18 protein-coding genes are annotated in these 15,646 nt (G+C 71.1%); 7 read left to right on the forward strand and 11 right to left on the reverse strand.

Going from position 1 to position 15,646, the window contains the following annotated elements; translation table 11 throughout:
• Positions 1-11 precede the first annotated feature (11 nt).
• Together rpsB and OIE47_RS05375 are read right to left on the reverse strand one after the other, a co-directional pair.
• Positions 12-860, reverse strand: a complete 849-nt coding sequence (rpsB, locus tag OIE47_RS05370) for a 30S ribosomal protein S2 (protein ID WP_326560380.1) — start codon at positions 858-860, stop codon at positions 12-14.
• A 274-nt stretch (positions 861-1,134) separates the two neighbouring features.
• Positions 1,135-2,328, reverse strand: coding sequence for a hypothetical protein (locus OIE47_RS05375; protein ID WP_326560381.1), 1,194 nt, complete (start codon positions 2,326-2,328; stop codon positions 1,135-1,137).
• A gap of 216 nt (positions 2,329-2,544) precedes the next feature.
• Between OIE47_RS05375 and OIE47_RS05380 the strand changes: the two genes are divergently transcribed.
• Together OIE47_RS05380 and OIE47_RS05385 are read left to right on the forward strand one after the other, a co-directional pair.
• On the forward strand, positions 2,545-3,693 hold the full coding sequence (locus OIE47_RS05380) for a DUF2332 domain-containing protein (protein ID WP_326560382.1): 1,149 nt from the start codon (positions 2,545-2,547) through the stop codon (positions 3,691-3,693).
• A 129-nt stretch (positions 3,694-3,822) separates the two neighbouring features.
• Positions 3,823-4,200, forward strand: a complete 378-nt coding sequence (locus OIE47_RS05385) for a YraN family protein (protein ID WP_326560383.1) — start codon at positions 3,823-3,825, stop codon at positions 4,198-4,200.
• Between the two features lie 105 nt (positions 4,201-4,305).
• Here the strand turns inward: OIE47_RS05385 and OIE47_RS05390 are convergent, their stop codons facing one another.
• Positions 4,306-5,751 (reverse strand): glycerophosphodiester phosphodiesterase, encoded by a 1,446-nt coding sequence (locus OIE47_RS05390; protein ID WP_326560384.1) that lies wholly within the window; start codon positions 5,749-5,751, stop codon positions 4,306-4,308.
• Between the two features lie 165 nt (positions 5,752-5,916).
• Here OIE47_RS05390 and OIE47_RS05395 point away from each other — a divergent pair, with 165 nt between their 5' ends.
• Both OIE47_RS05395 and OIE47_RS05400 read left to right on the forward strand, forming a co-directional pair.
• Complete coding sequence (locus tag OIE47_RS05395; RefSeq protein WP_326560385.1) at positions 5,917-7,143, forward strand: acyltransferase family protein; 1,227 nt, start codon at positions 5,917-5,919, stop codon at positions 7,141-7,143.
• A 183-nt stretch (positions 7,144-7,326) separates the two neighbouring features.
• Complete coding sequence (locus tag OIE47_RS05400; RefSeq protein WP_326560386.1) at positions 7,327-8,160, forward strand: GNAT family N-acetyltransferase; 834 nt, start codon at positions 7,327-7,329, stop codon at positions 8,158-8,160.
• Positions 8,161-8,166: 6 nt separating this feature from the next.
• Here the strand turns inward: OIE47_RS05400 and OIE47_RS05405 are convergent, their stop codons facing one another.
• On the reverse strand, positions 8,167-8,808 hold the full coding sequence (locus OIE47_RS05405; protein WP_326560387.1) for a GNAT family N-acetyltransferase: 642 nt from the start codon (positions 8,806-8,808) through the stop codon (positions 8,167-8,169).
• Positions 8,809-8,917: 109 nt separating this feature from the next.
• Between OIE47_RS05405 and OIE47_RS05410 the strand changes: the two genes are divergently transcribed.
• A complete protein-coding gene (locus OIE47_RS05410) occupies positions 8,918-9,862 on the forward strand; it encodes a helix-turn-helix domain-containing protein (protein WP_326560388.1) in 945 nt (314 codons plus the stop codon).
• Between the two features lie 52 nt (positions 9,863-9,914).
• A complete protein-coding gene (locus OIE47_RS05415) occupies positions 9,915-11,000 on the forward strand; it encodes a threonine aldolase family protein (protein ID WP_326560389.1) in 1,086 nt (361 codons plus the stop codon).
• A 3-nt stretch (positions 11,001-11,003) separates the two neighbouring features.
• Here OIE47_RS05415 and OIE47_RS05420 read toward each other — a convergent pair whose 3' ends face one another.
• Genes OIE47_RS05420 through OIE47_RS05430 form a run of 3 tightly spaced genes read right to left on the reverse strand, consistent with a single transcriptional unit; the run spans position 11,004 to position 12,831 of the window.
• Positions 11,004-11,492, reverse strand: coding sequence for a carboxymuconolactone decarboxylase family protein (locus OIE47_RS05420; protein WP_326560390.1), 489 nt, complete (start codon positions 11,490-11,492; stop codon positions 11,004-11,006).
• The gene (locus OIE47_RS05425) at positions 11,492-11,914 is read right to left on the reverse strand and encodes a GNAT family N-acetyltransferase (protein ID WP_326562998.1); all 423 of its coding nucleotides are present in this window, start codon (positions 11,912-11,914) and stop codon (positions 11,492-11,494) included. The genes OIE47_RS05420 and OIE47_RS05425 overlap by 1 nt, the downstream gene beginning before the upstream one ends.
• A complete protein-coding gene (locus OIE47_RS05430; protein WP_326560391.1) occupies positions 11,854-12,831 on the reverse strand; it encodes a pirin family protein in 978 nt (325 codons plus the stop codon). Before OIE47_RS05430 ends, OIE47_RS05425 begins: the two co-directional genes overlap by 61 nt.
• A gap of 181 nt (positions 12,832-13,012) precedes the next feature.
• On the opposite strand from OIE47_RS05430, the gene OIE47_RS05435 reads away from it, so the two are divergent.
• Positions 13,013-13,948 carry a GNAT family N-acetyltransferase gene (locus OIE47_RS05435; RefSeq protein WP_326560392.1) on the forward strand — a complete coding sequence of 312 codons (936 nt, stop codon included), beginning with the start codon at positions 13,013-13,015 and terminating at the stop codon, positions 13,946-13,948.
• Positions 13,949-13,998: 50 nt separating this feature from the next.
• Here OIE47_RS05435 and OIE47_RS05440 read toward each other — a convergent pair whose 3' ends face one another.
• The 4 genes from OIE47_RS05440 to OIE47_RS05455 form a co-directional block, all read right to left on the reverse strand.
• Entirely contained in the window at positions 13,999-14,145 is a 147-nt protein-coding gene (locus tag OIE47_RS05440) for a hypothetical protein (protein ID WP_326560393.1), read from the reverse strand.
• Positions 14,146-14,160: 15 nt separating this feature from the next.
• Positions 14,161-14,538: a GNAT family N-acetyltransferase gene (locus OIE47_RS05445; RefSeq protein ID WP_326560394.1), complete on the reverse strand. Its 378-nt coding sequence runs from the start codon at positions 14,536-14,538 to the stop codon at positions 14,161-14,163.
• A gap of 42 nt (positions 14,539-14,580) precedes the next feature.
• A complete protein-coding gene (locus tag OIE47_RS05450) occupies positions 14,581-15,144 on the reverse strand; it encodes a GNAT family N-acetyltransferase (protein WP_326560395.1) in 564 nt (187 codons plus the stop codon).
• 66 nt (positions 15,145-15,210) lie between these two features.
• Complete coding sequence (locus tag OIE47_RS05455; RefSeq protein WP_326560396.1) at positions 15,211-15,558, reverse strand: winged helix-turn-helix transcriptional regulator; 348 nt, start codon at positions 15,556-15,558, stop codon at positions 15,211-15,213.
• Positions 15,559-15,646 lie beyond the last annotated feature (88 nt).

The following is a 15,646-nucleotide window of genomic DNA, read 5'->3' on the forward strand; positions in this document are numbered from 1 at the left end:
CGGCGGCAGGGTCACTCAGCGGCGGCGGCCACGGGTTCCGCGGCCTTCGGCTCCGAGTCGTCGGCCTTCTTGTCGGTGTCCTCGATCAGCTCGCGCTCCCACTCGGCGAGCGGCTCGTCGGCGGCCACCACACCCGGCTCCGGCTTCTCGTCGCCGCCACGGTGCTTGCCGGAGCGGGCGATCAGGCCGTCGCCGACCGCCGCCGCGATCACGCGGGTGAGCAGTTCGGCGGAGCGGATCGCGTCGTCGTTGCCCGGGATCGGGAAGTCGACCTCGTCCGGGTCACAGTTGGTGTCGAGCACCGCGATCACCGGGATGCCCAGCTTGCGGGCCTCGTCGACGGCGATGTGCTCCTTCTTGGTGTCGACGACCCAGATCGCGGCCGGAACCTTGGTCATGTCCCGCAGACCACCGAGCGTCCGGGTGAGCTTGATCTTCTCCCGGGAGAGCTGCAGGGTCTCCTTCTTGGTGTAACCCGCGGCGGTGCCGGAGAGGTCGCCGAGCGCCTCCAGTTCCTTCATCCGCTGGAGCCGCTTGTAGACCGTCTGGAAGTTGGTCAGCATGCCACCGAGCCAGCGGTGGTTGACGTACGGCTGGCCGACCCGGGTCGCCTGCTCGGCGATGGCCTCCTGGGCCTGCTTCTTGGTGCCGACGAACAGGATGCTGCCGCCCTCGGCGACGGTCCGGCGGACGTACTCGTACGCCGTCTCGATGTACTCGAGGGTCTGGCGCAGGTCGATGATGTAGATGCCGTTGCGCTCGGTGAAGATGAAGCGCTTCATCTTCGGGTTCCAGCGGCGGGTCTGGTGCCCGAAGTGGACACCACTTTCCAGCAGCTGACGCATGGTCACTACGGCCATGGTGGGGTGCTCCTTCGATGTCCCTGGTTGTCACGCCGGGCCGGTTGGCCCGGCGTCCTGGCGCCTGGTCGACGGTCATGGTGGGCCCAATCAAGATCGGGACCAGGGGGCCGTCGTCCCACGGGCAACCGTGGAAAGGGCGCGCGAGGTCGACCGCGCAGGGCGGTCGCCATTGCCAAGTGTACGCCCCGCGCCCCCCGCCCCCGCACAAGCCCGGCAGGCCGGGCGAACGCGGGGACACCGGTGACGCGGGGAACGGGTGGTGCGTACCCGCTCAGCCGGCGGCGAGTGCGGCGGCGACGAACAGGACCAACCCGACGGTGAGGTACGCCGTCGGCGGGCGCAGCCACACCCTGCCCGGATCACCGATGGCCGCGCCCCCGGTCAGCAGCGCGTACATGCCGGTGGCGAACATCGGGAGGCCGAATGCGAGGAATGCCCCGGAGACGACCCCGCTGGGCGATACCGGCCCGCCGATCGCCCCGTCGACCAGGATCCGGAGCGCCGGCACCTCGAAGATCACCACCAGTACGGCAAAGAGCAGGGCGATGACCGGGCGGCGGGTCCGGTAGACGCCGTCCCCGGCCGGGGCGCCACCCGGACCGATCCGGCGGGGGCCGTCGGCGGGCTCGCCGTACAGACCGGTGGGCTCGCCGGTGGGGAACTCCGGTCCCGGCGGGAGGTCGGCCGGCTGGGCCGGGATCATGATCATTGGGCCGGTGGGCAGGTGCAGTGCTCCGGCGGCCGGGTCGGCCTGCGGGGACGACAGACCCGCACCGGGTACGGCCGGGGCGGGCGCCTGCGCGCTGCGGCCACCGGCGACGATCGGGTAGCCGGACAGAGGCGGGCGTTCCGTACCGCCCGCGCTGTGGGCCGGTTCGGTCCCGCCCCACCCACCGTCGACCGCCGGTTCGGCCAGCCGCCCGGTGGTCTCGCCCCGGCCGGTCGGTACGTCCCCGCCCCGCCCCGGGTCCGCCGCGTCCCGCCCACCACGCTCCGCCGGTACGGGGACGGCGTCCGGCCGTATCCGGATCGCTTCGAGCGGGTCCCGCCCCAGGTCGATCGGGTCGGCGTAGCCGGTGGGGGCGTACCGGTCGGGTTCGTTGCGGAACCGGTCCGGATCGGCGCGGAACCGATCCGACTCCCCGGTGAACCGGTCCGACTCGCGACTGCCGAGACGGTCAGGATCGCGACTGCCGAGGCGGTCAGGATCGGCGGTGAACCGGTCGGGGTCCACGGCGAAGCGGTCCGGACCGGCGGGGTACCTGTCCCGGTGGGAGTCGCCGTCCGGGTCGGCGGAGTGCCGGTCCGAGCCGGCCGGATAACGCTCGGACTCGGGATAGCGCTCGGACTCCGCCGGGTAGCGCGCGTCGGTGCTGGTCCGCCAGTCCGACTCGGGATATCCGCGCTCGTCGGCGTACCAGCGCGGCTGCTCCTGACCCTCGGGGAAGTTCCGTTGTCCGTCCACGATCGGGCACCGTAAACGACCCGCCCGAGGCGGCGCCAATTAGATGACCTTGATGCCCGGCTTGTTGCCGCTTCTGACTTCCGGCCGAGGCGCCGCTTTTTATCCGCGATGCGGAGATTCCCCGACGGGAGCTCGCGCCGTACCCGCCGGGGGTGCGTACCTGCACGTGACGAAGGTCGCTGCGCGCGACGGCCGGTCGGCGGACCATCACCCGGTATGACGGTTACCGAGGAGTTCGCCCTGGCGGAGATGTTCCGCCGCTTCGCCCGGCACGAGTTCCGCGGTGTCTCCCCCCGGTACGAGTACCTCTCCGCACTGCTCGCCGAACGACCGGACCTGTCCGGGCCGTTGCGCGCCGCCGGTCCCGGGCAGCGACGGGCGATCCTCTACTTCGCCGCCGTGCAGTACCTGCTCCGGACCAGCGCGGCGGGGCATCCGCTCGCGGCGTACCTGCCGACCCTCGGCGGTGGGCGGGAGGTCGACGACGGGCTGGGCCTGGCGTTCGCCGACCTGGTCGGTGCGTACCGGGACGAGCTGACGGCGATCTGCGGAACCAGGACCACCCAGACCAACGAGGCCCGGCGGGGTGCGGTGCTGCGTGCGGGCTTCGGCCGGGCAGCCGCGTACGCCGAGGACCGGCCGCTGCACCTGGTCGAACTCGGCACCAGCGCCGGCCTGCTGCTGATCAGCGACCGGTACGCCTGCCGGTACGTCGGCCCGGACGGCCGCACCGAGACGTACGGGCCGGCGGGGGTGCCGGAGTCACTGACCATGACGGTCGGGCTGCACGGTCCCGGTTGGCCCGAGCCGGCCGCCACCGAGCTGACCGTCGCCGATCGGGTCGGCATCGACCTCGCCCCGATCGACGCCACCGATCCGCTGGCCACCGACTGGTTGCGGGCCTGCGTCTGGCCGGAGCAGACCGAACGGCTGGCCCGGTTGGAGGCGGCCCTCGCGGAGGTGGCCCTGGTCGGGCCGCGACTGGTCGCCGGGGACATGGTGCAGACCCTGCCCACGCTGCTGACGGAGGTGCCGGACGGGGTGGTGCCGGTGGTCTTCGCCTCGATGGCGCTGACCTATCTCGACCGCGCCGACCGGCAGCGGCTGGCGGCGATCCTGGCCGGGTTCGGCGCCCGGCGTGACCTGACCGTGGTGCTCAACGAGGCGTCCGTCTCCGGCGCCGAACTCTTCCTCGACCGACGACCGGCGACGGCCGGACCGCCGGGGGTGCTCGCCGCCGCGCTGCTCACCGTGGTCGCCTGGCGCGACGGCCGGGCCACCGTCGAGGTGCTGGGCCGCACCGGCGGGCACGGCGACTGGTTGGAATGGCACCCCATGACGTACGCGTACGCGCCACCGGCCTGACCAGCGCTGGCACTCAGCCGCATAGCACGATGGTGGCTTGATCGTCCGGCTGTCCACAGGGCGCCCCGTCGTCCACAGGCTCGCCCTCGCCGGCTGCGCCGTACGGCCGGTCCGTTCACCCTCGACCCCATGACGCTGGAACGGAAGGCGGTCGGCGCGTACGGCGAGCGGTGTGCCGTACGGCACCTGGTGGCGAACGGTCTGCGGGTGGTGGACCGGAACTGGCGTACGCCCGCCGGACCGCACGGTCCCGCCGGGGAGATCGACATCATCGCCTGGGACGGTCCCGTGCTCGCGTTCTGCGAGGTGAAGACCCGACGGGGCGCCACCTTCGGCTCTCCCGCCGAGGCGGTCGTGCCGGCCAAGGCGCGGCGGTTGCGGCGGTTGGCCGCGCAGTGGCTGGAACAGTCCGGCGCCCATCCGGCCGAGGTTCGCTTCGACGTGGTCTCGGTCTTCGCCCCACCGCGCGGCCCGGCACAGGTGGAACACCTCAAGGGGGCATTCTGAACCCTTGGCCGGCTGACCCCCGGCCGGTGAGCCGCGCCGATCGGCGGCGCGACTCACCAGCGCGGCACGGCTCACCGAGGCGGCGCCCAACCGGCGGAGTGTGGGTCAGCCGGGGTTGGCGGCGTTCCAGTCGACGAGTTCGGGCGACCGGTTGGTGATGATCCCGTCCACCCCGAGGCCCTTGAGCTGCTGCCACTGGGTGGCCGAGTCGACCGTCCAGACCATCAGCGCCACCCCGGCGGTGTGCAGGCTCGCGATGACCGCCGGACGGGCGGTCAACGCCGCCACCGCCGGGTTGTACGCGGTCAGGTGGTACTGCCGGGCGATCGCCACCGGGTCCGCGTCGAGGGTGCTGCGCAGCAGGCCGAGCGGGATCTCCGGGGCAAGCTGGTAGCTGTACGTGAGCGCGCTGGTCTCGAAGCTCTGGATGAAGACCCGCCCGGTCATCTGCTCGGCCCGGATGATGTCGATGATCCTGCCAACCTCGGCCTTGGTGTGCGCACCCTTGATCTCCAGCAGCAGCTTGCCACCACGGGTACGCAGGTCGGCCAGTTGCTCGGCCAGCGTCGGCAGGCGTACGCCGGTGAACTGCGGGCCGAACCACGAACCGGCGTCGAGTTGCTTGAGCTGGGCGGCGGTGAGGCTGCGGATCGCGCCGGTGCCGTTGGTGGTCCGGTTCACCGTGCTGTCGTGCATCACGAAGGGCACGCCGTCCTTGCTCGGCTGGACGTCGTTCTCGATCCAGTCGGCCCCGTTGCTCCGGGCGATGTCCTGGGCGACCAGGGTGTTCTCCGGCGCCACCGCCGAGGCACCCCGGTGGGCGATGACGGTCAGCGGCGCACCGACGGGCCGGAGGTACGGGCTCGGCGCCAGCTCGGTGACCTTGACGTTGTCGAACGAGACGGTGGCCCCGTTCACGATCAGCGCCTGTACGCCACCGGCCGAGCGCTGCAGGCTGCTGGTCCGGAGCACCTCCCGGCCGCCGAAGAACCAGCGGGCGTTGATGCCGTGCACCTCGGCGGCGATGCTGATGTCCCGACCGGTGCCGGCCGCCGAAGGCGCCGCGGCGGTGTTCGTCACGTTCCACGTGTTCGCCGTGGTGAGCTGGGCGAACTCCAGCCCGTTGGTGGCGGTGCTGCCGCTGCGCAGGGTGGCGATCCACCACGGCGGGGCACCGGCGGTCGGTACGTCGAGCCCGAGCGCGGTCCACCGGGTCTCCTCGGCCACCGACTCGAACCGGACCGTCGCCTCGAGCCGGAAGTCGTTCAGGTGCCGACCGAAGGTGATCTTCTTCGAGCCGCTGCCGGCGGCCCCGTACAGCCGGCCGTTCTTGACCGTCCAGTCACCGTCGACGGCCCGCCAGCCGGCGGGCAGGCCGCCCGTGTCGAAGTTCGCGGAGACGACCACGCTGCCGGGGGCGGCGGCGGCCGGCGTGGTGTTGTCGACGGCGGTGAGCGTCGACACCGAGGCGGCCAGCGCCAGCAGTGCGACGGCGACCCGGCCGGGGGTGGTGGCACGGGCGGGCGCGATACCCGATCGAGTGAAGACCATGATTGGGCACGGTAGGGCGGACCGGGGAACAGTCGACCCCGAATCAGTGACGAGTACGGAAATCAAGGATGTACGACTCATCGTCGGCCGAAGTGGCCGATCCCGAACGGAAGCGGACCCGTGCCGGTGGCCGGTGCCGGCGTACCGGTTAGAGTGCCGGGCGTCATGACGAGCACTCCCACGGCCACCGCCGCTGGCCGACCCCTGAGCAAGCTGCCGTCACTGACCGGGTTGCGGTGGATCGCCGCGATGCTGGTCTTCGGCTTCCACGTCGGGACGATGCGGGTCATCGCCGAGCCCGACTACCACGCCGTGGTCAGCAAGGTGTTCACCCTCGGCCTGTCCGGGGTCCAGTTCTTCTTTATCCTCAGCGGGTTCGTGCTGGTCTGGTCGGCCCGACCCGGTGACACCCCGCTGGCGTTCTGGCGGCGCCGGGCCGCGAAGATCTTCCCCAACCACGTGGTGCTCTGGGCGGCGGTGCTGCTGCTCGGGCTCTACTGGGCGGACCCGTTCAACCTCAAGGTCGCGCTCACCAACCTCTTCCTGGTGCAGGCCTGGAACCCGACTCCGGGTTGGTTCTACAGCGTCAACACGGTGAGCTGGTCGCTCTCCTGCGAGCTGTTCTTCTACCTGTGCCTGCCCCTGGTCCTTCCGCTGATCCGCCGTCTGCGCCCCTGGGTCCTGGTCGCCGTCATCGTCGCGATGCCGCTGCTGATCCTCTCCCTCTGGCCGGGTCAGCTCCTGGTGCCGGAGGCGGACCGGTGGTGGTTCACCCAGGTGTTCCCGCTGGTGCGTTCGCTGGAGTTCTGGATGGGTGTGGCCGCGGCCGAGCTGATGGTGCGCGGCCGGTGGCGCGGCCCGAACCTGAAGGTCGCGACCGTGATCTTCCTGCTGACCTGGGTCGCCGCCACCCAGTGGATCCGCGCCGAGCTGTGGACGACCCTGCTCGCCGCGGCGTACATCCTGGTGATCGCGGCGGCAGCCGAGGCGGACGTACGCGGAACCTGGTCGCCATGGCGGTCCCGGCCGATGCGCTGGCTCGGCGAGGTGTCCTTCGCCTACTACCTGGTGCACGTGTTCGTGGTGACCAGCATCCTGCGGGCCACGAACCATCAGGGCGGTTTCCCCGGCTGGCAGGGACCGGCCGCGGCGATCGGCTTCCTGCTGCTCAACCTGGTCCTCGCCGGGCTGCTGTACCGGTTCGTCGAGACCCCGACGATGCGCCTGCTCGGGCCCCGACGGCGCCCACCGTCGACCTCACCGCCACCCGCCCGGGTACCGCGCCAGCCCGGCCCAACCGACCGCAACGGCAACAGCGATCCGGGCACGGCGCACGATCCGGTTGGCGATCGGGCCACCCCGCAGGGCCGAAGTGCCGAGCGGGTCAACTGACCGGGTACGCCGCCGCCGCGAACCCTCACGGGTAGTGGGCGTCACACCGAGGTCCAGATCACAGCGTTCGGTCGCCGGGTCGGCTTGGTACGCGTACGCCGTCCTGCCCATAGTTGTGGCTGCCGTACGGGCGTAGGCGCTGCTCAGCGTGCCCGACCACCACCTGTCGCCCGGAGGATCCCCGTGTCGGTTGATGATCGACTGTCCGCGCTCGCCGAACTGGCCGAGGCCGAGGTGATGTTCCGGTACGAGTCCGGCACACCGGAGAGTGTCCAGTCGACCCTCGGGATGGCGCAGACCCGGATCGGTGGCGGCGTCGCGGTGTCGATGCGACACGACCCGGCCGGCGGCTACTGGAACAAAGCGCTCGGCTTCGGTTTCGACGAGCCGGTGACCGCCAAGACGATCGCCGAGGTCTGCGACTTCTACCGGGAGCAGGGCCGCCAGCAGGCCACGATCCAGATCGCCCCGTCCCGGCTGCCGGACGACTGGGACGAGATCTGCGCCGCGCAGGGCATCACGCCGGGCTCGTACTGGGTGCAGTTGGCCCGCGAGGTGACCGACTTCCCGACGGTCGAGACGACGTTGCGGATCACCGAGGTCGACACCACCCAGGCCGCACAGTGGGCCTCGGTCCTGATGCGCGGCTTCGGCATGCCCGAGGAGGGTCTGGCGGAGATGATGGCCGCCACCGTGGCCCACCCCGACTTTCGCGCGTACGCCGCCTGGGACGGCGACGAGATGGTCGGGGCCGCCAACCTGTTCGTCCACGGTGAGGCCGGCGGGATCTGCGGTGCGTCGACCCTGCCCACCCACCGTGGCCGGGGCGCCCAGTCGGCACTGCTGGCGGCCCGCGCCCGCGGCGCCGCCGAGGCCGGGTGCCGTTGGCTGACCGCGCAGACCGGCCGTCCGGCCGAAGGTGATCACAACGCGTCGCTGGAGAACATGCTCCGGCTCGGTTTCCGGGTCAACTACGACCGCCGCAACTGGGTCTGGCAGTCGGACCTCCCGGCCTGACCGGGGTCAGGTGACGGGGGTGACCGCCGGTCGCCACATGGGTTGGATGCCGGGGCCGCCGTCCGGGAGCACGATCGGGGCGCCGAGCGCCCGGAACCCGTGTCGCTCGTACAGCTTGCGGTTGCGGGGGGTGCTGGCCTCCAGGTAGGCCGCGACCCCGTCGGCATCGGCCCGGGCGAGTTGGTGGGCCAGCATCGCGCCGCCGAGCCCACGGCCCCGGTGATCCGGTAGGACCACCATCAACTGGAGATACCAGTGCGGCTCGTCGCGCGGGTGACGGCGCTGGGTCAGCTCGTGCACCAGGGCCATCCGGGGCGCGTACTCGCCGTAGGCCTGGGCGAAGACGGCGGTCAGCTCCTCCGGGGCGGGGCCGGGTGCGACCGCGTCACCGTCGGTGTACTCCCAGAGGGACAGCCCGCCGATCCCGCCGGAGTCGTCCTGGGCGACCAGGATCTCGCCGGTGGCGAGCACCCCGAGCACCCAGCCGACGGTCTGCTCCGCGCCGGAGGTGAGCCGGTCGCGGCGTATCCGCTCGTCCGGCACCACCCAGCCGACCACGGCCTCGTCCAGGCTCGCCTCGCCGAGAACGGTCGCGATCGCCGCCGCCTCGTCCGCGCCGGCCCGCCGTACGGTCACACGTCCGGACATGATTTCCCCCCCGGTTCCGGAACGGCAATCATAGTTCGGACCACGATGGACGGCTGCCCCTGAACCGGGAGCTTGAGTCTCCGGTGGGTGGAGGGTGCAGGCTGGTCCCATGGACGACGGCACCGCCCCGCAGCGGTACACGATCGGGCAGTTGGCGCGGCGTACCGGGTTGGCGGTGCGGACGATCCGCTACTGGTCCGACATCGGGGTGGTACCTCCGGTGGACCGGTCCACCGGTGGCTACCGCCGGTACGACGCGAGCGCCGTGGCCCGGCTGGACCTGGTCCGTACCCTGCGTGAACTCGGCCTCGGCCTGGACGCCGTACGCCGGGTGCTCGCCCGGCAGGACACCCTGCCCGAGGTGGCGCGAATGCACGTCCGGGCCCTCGACGCGGAGATCCGTACGTTGCGGCTGCGCCGGGCGGTACTGGCCACCGTCGCGAACCGTGGCAGCACAACCGAGGAGCTGACATTGATCCACAAACTGGCCCGACTCTCGGTACGGGAGCGCCAGCAGGTCATCGACGACTTCGTCGACGAGATCTTCGCCGGGGTCGACGACTCCGACGCTCTGGTGGTCGCGGGATGGATGCGGGAGTTGCCGACGGAGTTGCCCGACGACGCCACCGCCGAGCAGGTGGACGCCTGGGTGGAGCTGGCGGACCTGGTCGCGGACGAGGACTTCCGGCGGTCCGTACGACGAATGGTGTTGACCGGTGGGGACGACAACCGGTTGGACTTCGGTCTCACCATCCGCCCGGCGGTGGTCGAGCACGCGGGGCGGGCGGTGGCGGAGGGGGTCGCGCCGGAGTCCCCGGTGGGTGCGGCGGTGCTCGCCCGGATCGTCCCCGCCGACCTGCCGGAGCCGGAGCGGGCCGCCCTGCTGACCTGGTTGGAGACGGTGGCCGATCCCGCCGTGGAGCGATACTGGGAGCTGTTGAGCCTGGTCAACGGGGTCGCCCCGGCACCACCGGCGGTGCCCGCGTTCACCTGGCTGCTGGCCGCACTACGGGCGACGCGACCCGGCTCGGCGACCCCGACGCACGCCCGGTGACGAAGAACAAGCCTTATTGCAAACAGGTGGCAGCAAGGGCATGCTCTGGATCATGTCCGCGCCCGATGCCCGCCCGCCGATCCGGCGTTCCCTGTTCGCACACGCGCCGATCCGGCTGAGCCCGCAGGTGGTGCTGCGGGACCTTCTGGAACGGGTGGACGCCGACACCCCGCCGTCCGGGCCGGACGGGCCGGTGGCGCAGCTCGAACGGCGGGTGGCGACCCTGCTGGGCAAGGAGGCCGCGCTGTTCTTCCCCACCGGGACGATGGCGCAGCAGATCGCGCTCCGGATCCACGCCCAGCGTCGCAACGTGCCCGCGTTCGCCGCGCATCCACAGACCCACCTGGATGCCTGGGAGGCGCAGGGTTACCAGGTCGTGCACGGGCTGCGCTTCCACCCGGCCGGTGACCGGCACCGGTTGATGACCGGCGCGGACCTCGAATCGATCGGTGAGCCGCTGGCGGCGGTGCTGTGGGAGTTGCCGCAGCGCGACATCGGCGGCCTGCTGCCCGAATGGGAGGACCTGCTGGCGCAGGTCGAGACGGCACGCTCCGGTGGGGCGGCGACACACCTGGACGGTGCCCGGCTCTGGGAGGCGCAGACCTACTACCGCCGGCCGTTCGACGAGATCGCCGGTCTCTTCGACACCGTGTACGTGTCGCTCTACAAGGCGCTCCAGGGCGTACGCGGCGCGATCCTGGCCGGTGACGCGGCGACGATCGCCGAGGCGGCGGTGTGGCGTACCCGGCTCGGTGGTGCCATCCACGACGCCTGGCCGCTCGCCCTGGCCGCGCTCGCCGGGCTCGACACCCTGCTGCCCCGGATGCCGGCCTTCCGGGACCATGCGATCGCGATCGCTGCGGCAATCAACGCCGACGGCGTGGCCCTGGCCTGGCCGGATCCGCCGCAGACGCCGATGTTCCACGTCCACCTGCCCGCGGGCCCCGCGGCCGTCGAACGGGCCGCCGCCGCGATCCTGGCCGAACACGGCGTCCAACTCTTCGGCCGGATCCGGTCCGCGCCGGATCCGACCAGGTCGAGTTTCGAGGTCACCGTGCACGAGAACGCGATGGACTTCACCCCGACCGAGGTGGTCGACCTGCTCCGGGAGCTGGTGCTGCGCGCGGTCCGCGACTGACGCCTACTTGGCGTCCGCGGTCACCGCCGGGCTCTGCACCGGTACGGGGTGCCGGCTGAGGATCGACACCCGGTTGAACGCGTTGATCGTGATCGCCGCCCAGCTCAGTACGGAGATCTCGTCGGCGGTCAGCACGGACTCGATCCAGGCGTAGTCGGCGTCGCCGGTCCGTTCCCCCGCGACCAGGGTCGCCCCCTCGGCGAGCATCAGCGCCGCCCGTTCCTTCGCCTCGAACAGCTCGGTCTCCCGCCAGACGGACAGGACGGAGAGCCGGTGCGTGGTCTCGCCCTCGGCGAGTGCCCGCGCGGTGTGCAGTTGCAGGCAGTACCCGCACCCGTTGAGCTGCGAGACCCGGATGTTGACCAGTTCGAGCAGGCGACGGCCAAGGCCGAGTTCGGTGGCCTGGGCCCGTACCTGGATCGCGGTCGCGTTGAGCGACTTGAAGATCGCGGGTGACTGCTTGTCGAGGTAGAGCCGGCGACCCGGTTTCACTACGCGCCGAGCCGGGCGAGCAGGTTCGGGGTGACCGGGTCGACCAGGTCGTCGTACTGGTGGTGGCGGGTGAGGTACGACTTCACGAACGGGCAGATCGGCACGATCCGCAGCCCGGCGGTGCGTACGTGGTCGAGCGCTCCGGTGACGAGGAGGCTGCCCAGCCCCTGGCCGCCGTACTCCTTGCCGATCTCGGTGTGGAAGAAGACCCGTTGGCCGTTGTTGTCGAAGAACTTGGCGAAGCCGGCAACCGTGCCGTCCACGGTGATGGTGTACCGGTGTCCGGGCTCGTCCAGCTCGACGGTCGGTTCGGGGGCGGTGTTCGTCATCGGGTCTCGTCTCTCCTTCTCGGGGTACGGGCTCAGGGGCGGAGTTTCAGCCGGCCACCCGGCAGGGGCGGCGCGGGAATGAGCTGCTCCCAGTCGGCGGGAAACGTTCCGTAGGGCAGGTCACCGGCGCCGGGGTCGCCTTCGCCGAAAGCCTGCGCCTGCCACCGGTTGCGGTACTCGACGATCTCCTCGTGCGTACGCCCGATGAAGTTCCACCACATGATGATCCGCTCGTTGAGCGGTTCGCCGCCGAGCAGCAGGATCCTGGCCGGTCCCTGCTCGGCGGTGACGGTCAGGGTGGCCGGTCCCGCCTGGACGAAGAGCAGCTCGGACTGACCGACGCCGGCACCGGCGACGGTGACCCGGCCGTCGTCGACCAGGATGCCGTGCTCGAAGGTCGGGTCGACCTCGATGGTCACCGTCGCCCCGGCCTCGATCCGGATCTCCGCCCCGACCAGGCGGGTGGCCGTACGGACCGGGGAGGTCGAGCCCATCAGGGAACCGATGAAGACGCTCACTCGGGCCCCGGCGAGGCTGATCGGCTCGGGGGTGTAGTGCTCGAACCGTGCCTCGCCGTGGCGCTCGTGGTCGGGCAGGGCGATCCAGAGCTGCGCCCCGCGCAGGACGGTGGTGTCGGGGGTGGAGAACTCGGAGTGGGCGATGCCCCGGCCGGCGGTCATCAGGTTCACCTCGCCCGGCCGGACCGTACGGACCGAGCCGACCGTGTCCTTGTGTTCGATCTCCCCGTCGAAGAGCCAGCTCACGGTCTGGAGTCCGGTGTGCGGGTGCCCGTTGACCGACATCCCACCGGATTCGGTGACGTCGTCCGGGCCGTAGTGGTCGACGAAACACCACGCGCCAATCAGCGACCTGGCCCGCTGCGGCAAAGTCCGGCGTACGTTCAGCGCCCGCAGTCCGCCCAGCGGGACCAGCCGGGGTTCCAGGATCTGGAGTCCCTCGGGTCCGGACTCGCAGGTGGTGAACTCCGGATCGGCCTCCGTGGTGCTCACGTACGTCCTCCAGCCTCCCGACGGCGACCGGATCTCCGCCGTCAACCCAGCGAGCGTAGCCCGCCGTCGGGTGCGGTACCCATGATCTACTCCTTGGCGATGCCGGTGGAAGCGTTCGGCTGGCATCGGCTGCCGCCGGCTGCGGGACGGTCCGCACGCCGCCGTACCCGAAGGGCTTTTCTTGACCACGATCCGTGTTGCCCACGCCGACGAGATCCCCGCACTCGTGCGGTACCCGGACGACGCCGAGCGTTCCGCCGGCACCGCCGCGTATCTGACCGACCTGCTCGCCAAGCGCTGCACCCGACCGGAGTGGTGCCTGGTGGCGGAGGAGGACGGTCACCTGATCGGCAGCGTGGTGCTGTGGACCATGCCGGGCCACGAGGTGCCCAGCGACGTTGTCCTCCTGGAAGCGCCCTGGGACGGGACCGAGCCGGCCGTCGGGCTGGCCCTGCTCGCGGAGGCGGCGACCCTGGCCAGGACGCTCGGCGCGACCGAACTGGGCCACGTGGTCGACTCCCCGGCCCAGGCACCGCAGTTCCAGCGCCACCCCGAGCAGCGCGGTGAGCTGCTGCGCCGGGCCGGCTTCACGGTGGCCCGCGACGGCCGACGTTTCCGCTGGTTGGCGGGCGGGGAGCTACCCGCGCAGGACGGGCGACTGCGGTTCCGGTCGCTGGCCGAGCTGGGTCGGGAACCCTTCGTCGGCCTGTTGGAGTCCCTGCTCGCCGACACCGCCGACGCCAGGCTGACCGAGGACGTACGCCGGCACGGCCTGCGCCGGGCCGCCGAGCTGCTGTTCGAGGAAACGGCCGAACTCCACCACGAGCCGCAGTGGTGGGAGATCGGGTACGCCGCCGACGGCAGCCCGGCGGTGGTCAGCCTGCCCGCGCACAACCCCGCGTTCCCGGTGATCGGGTTCGTCGGTGTGGCTCCCGCGCACCGGGGACACGGCTTCAGCTCGTCGGTGGTGGCGCGGGGCACGGCAATCCTGGCCGAGAACGGCGCGACCGAGATCCGGGGCGACTGCGACGTACGCAACGTCGTCATGTTCAAGGGCTTCCAGCGCGCCGGCTACGACAACTTCGCCAACCGGATGGAGTACGTCCGCCCCCTCTGACGCTAGGGCCTGTTGCGAGAGTCGATCTTGACCATTCCAGGGCACTACCGTCAGGTTGCCGCGGCGTAGCACCGGACGGTCACCTTCTGCTCCGGGCTCCACTGCTGTTCGACTGTGGCCAGCAGTTGCCAGCCGAGCCTCTCGTACAAAGCCGCCGCCGCCGTGTCGGAAGCCACCACGTCTAGCACCGGATGCAAGCCGCGATCCCGTGCTTATCTGACAGCTTTCGCGATCAGCAGCGCACCGATCCCGTGGCCACGGGCCCACGGAGCGACGAACAGTCGGTTGACCACGGCAGTCGCGTCGATACTCACGCCCGTACGAGCGCCCCACACCCCAGGTGCCGCGTCTCCCTCCCCGCTCCGGGACAAGACGATGTGGCCGGCTATCCGGCCATCCAGTTCCGCCACCCAGGAGGCGATGAGCGATGGCGGCGTGAGCCATGCGTCCGGGAAGTCGGGCCAGTTCACCGGATAACCGTCGCGCTCATGGACCTCCGCCAACACCCGCACACAGTCACCGAGGTCGCGATCAGTCCGCTGTCGAACACTCGGGGGTACGTCCGCGCCGGACACGTTCTCGATCTTCACTGCGGCATGGAAACACAGCCCAAGGCCCGTGACCAGCGACTTTCACCACAGACCCTGGTCGGGTCCGACGCCTGGTCGGGGCAGGTCGCGGCGCATGCAGACCCGGGTGGTGAGGTCGAGGCCGAAGGCGCGTTCCGCCTCCAGCACCTCGGCCAGGCCCGGCGTGATCTCCCCGTCGGCCAGTTCCCGGTAGCCGCAGCGGCCGTAGTAGGGGGCGTTCCACGGCACGGTCCGGAACGTGGTCAGCGTGCACGCCGCCAGCCCCCGACCGGCGGCCCAGTCCGCCACGTGGTCCAACAGAACCTGACCGACGCCCCGGCGAGCATGCTCCGGGAGGACGCTCACCTGCTCGACATGCGCACAACCGTCGACCAGGTCGACCACCACGAAGGCGATCACGGCATCGTGGTCGTCGCAGCCCACCCACGACCGCCCCTCCCGCTGGTACGCGGCGAACACGTCTGGGGCGAGTGGCTGGTTGTCCGCGATGTCGGCCATGCCGATGTCCCGGAAAAGATCACCGGCGGCCACCTGGATCACCGGCAGGTGCACCAGGTCCTCCGGGTTGGCAGGCCGTACCCGGACCGTGGCGCGCTGGACTGTCACGGTTGCGCACCCAACCAGGTCGGCCGATTGTTGTCGACCGCTTTGCCGGCGAGGTGCTCCGGAAGATCAGCTCTTGTCGGCGGGCAGGTGGTTCGTGGCCCAGCGGGAGATCTCGGTGAGGACCGGAACGAGCGCCTGCCCGCCCGGAGTGAGCTGGTAGGAAACCGCCACCGGCGGCCCCGGCTCCACCGTACGGGCGACGAGGCCGACCTCGGTCAACTCGGACAGCCGGTCGGAAAGTACCGAATCGCTGACACCCTCGACGGCTCGGGACAACTCGCGGAATCCAGCCGGCCCGTTGCGGAGGCTGCCGAGCACCAGGGCACTCCACCGCTTGCCCAGCACACCGAACGCGCGTGCCAGGGCCGCGTCGGCGCGGTCGCAGTCTCCTGCGTGGTTGACGGCGCTGGTCATACCACCAAAGCTAGCAGATCCGCTGGCGCTATGCTTTTCGAAGCGGCTAGTCTTGCCGGCGGTTCGCCCGATATTAGAAGTGACTATC

Origin of the sequence: Micromonospora sp. NBC_01796, assembly GCF_035917455.1 — a bacterium.
Lineage (GTDB): Bacteria > Actinomycetota > Actinomycetes > Mycobacteriales > Micromonosporaceae > Micromonospora_G.

Excerpts from the sequence above, each read along its gene's own strand:
- OIE47_RS05405 (WP_326560387.1), bottom strand. The coding sequence starts at position 8,808 with ATGTCCGGACGTGTGACCGTACGGCGGGCCGGCGCGGACGAGGCGGCG.
- OIE47_RS05380 (WP_326560382.1), top strand. The coding sequence starts at position 2,545 with ATGACGGTTACCGAGGAGTTCGCCCTGGCGGAGATGTTCCGCCGCTTC.
- OIE47_RS05390 (WP_326560384.1), bottom strand. The coding sequence starts at position 5,751 with ATGGTCTTCACTCGATCGGGTATCGCGCCCGCCCGTGCCACCACCCCC.
- OIE47_RS05395 (WP_326560385.1), top strand. The coding sequence starts at position 5,917 with ATGACGAGCACTCCCACGGCCACCGCCGCTGGCCGACCCCTGAGCAAG.
- OIE47_RS05415 (WP_326560389.1), top strand. The coding sequence starts at position 9,915 with ATGTCCGCGCCCGATGCCCGCCCGCCGATCCGGCGTTCCCTGTTCGCA.
- rpsB (WP_326560380.1), bottom strand. The coding sequence starts at position 860 with ATGGCCGTAGTGACCATGCGTCAGCTGCTGGAAAGTGGTGTCCACTTC.
- OIE47_RS05410 (WP_326560388.1), top strand. The coding sequence starts at position 8,918 with ATGGACGACGGCACCGCCCCGCAGCGGTACACGATCGGGCAGTTGGCG.
- OIE47_RS05455 (WP_326560396.1), bottom strand. The coding sequence starts at position 15,558 with ATGACCAGCGCCGTCAACCACGCAGGAGACTGCGACCGCGCCGACGCG.
- OIE47_RS05385 (WP_326560383.1), top strand. The coding sequence starts at position 3,823 with ATGACGCTGGAACGGAAGGCGGTCGGCGCGTACGGCGAGCGGTGTGCC.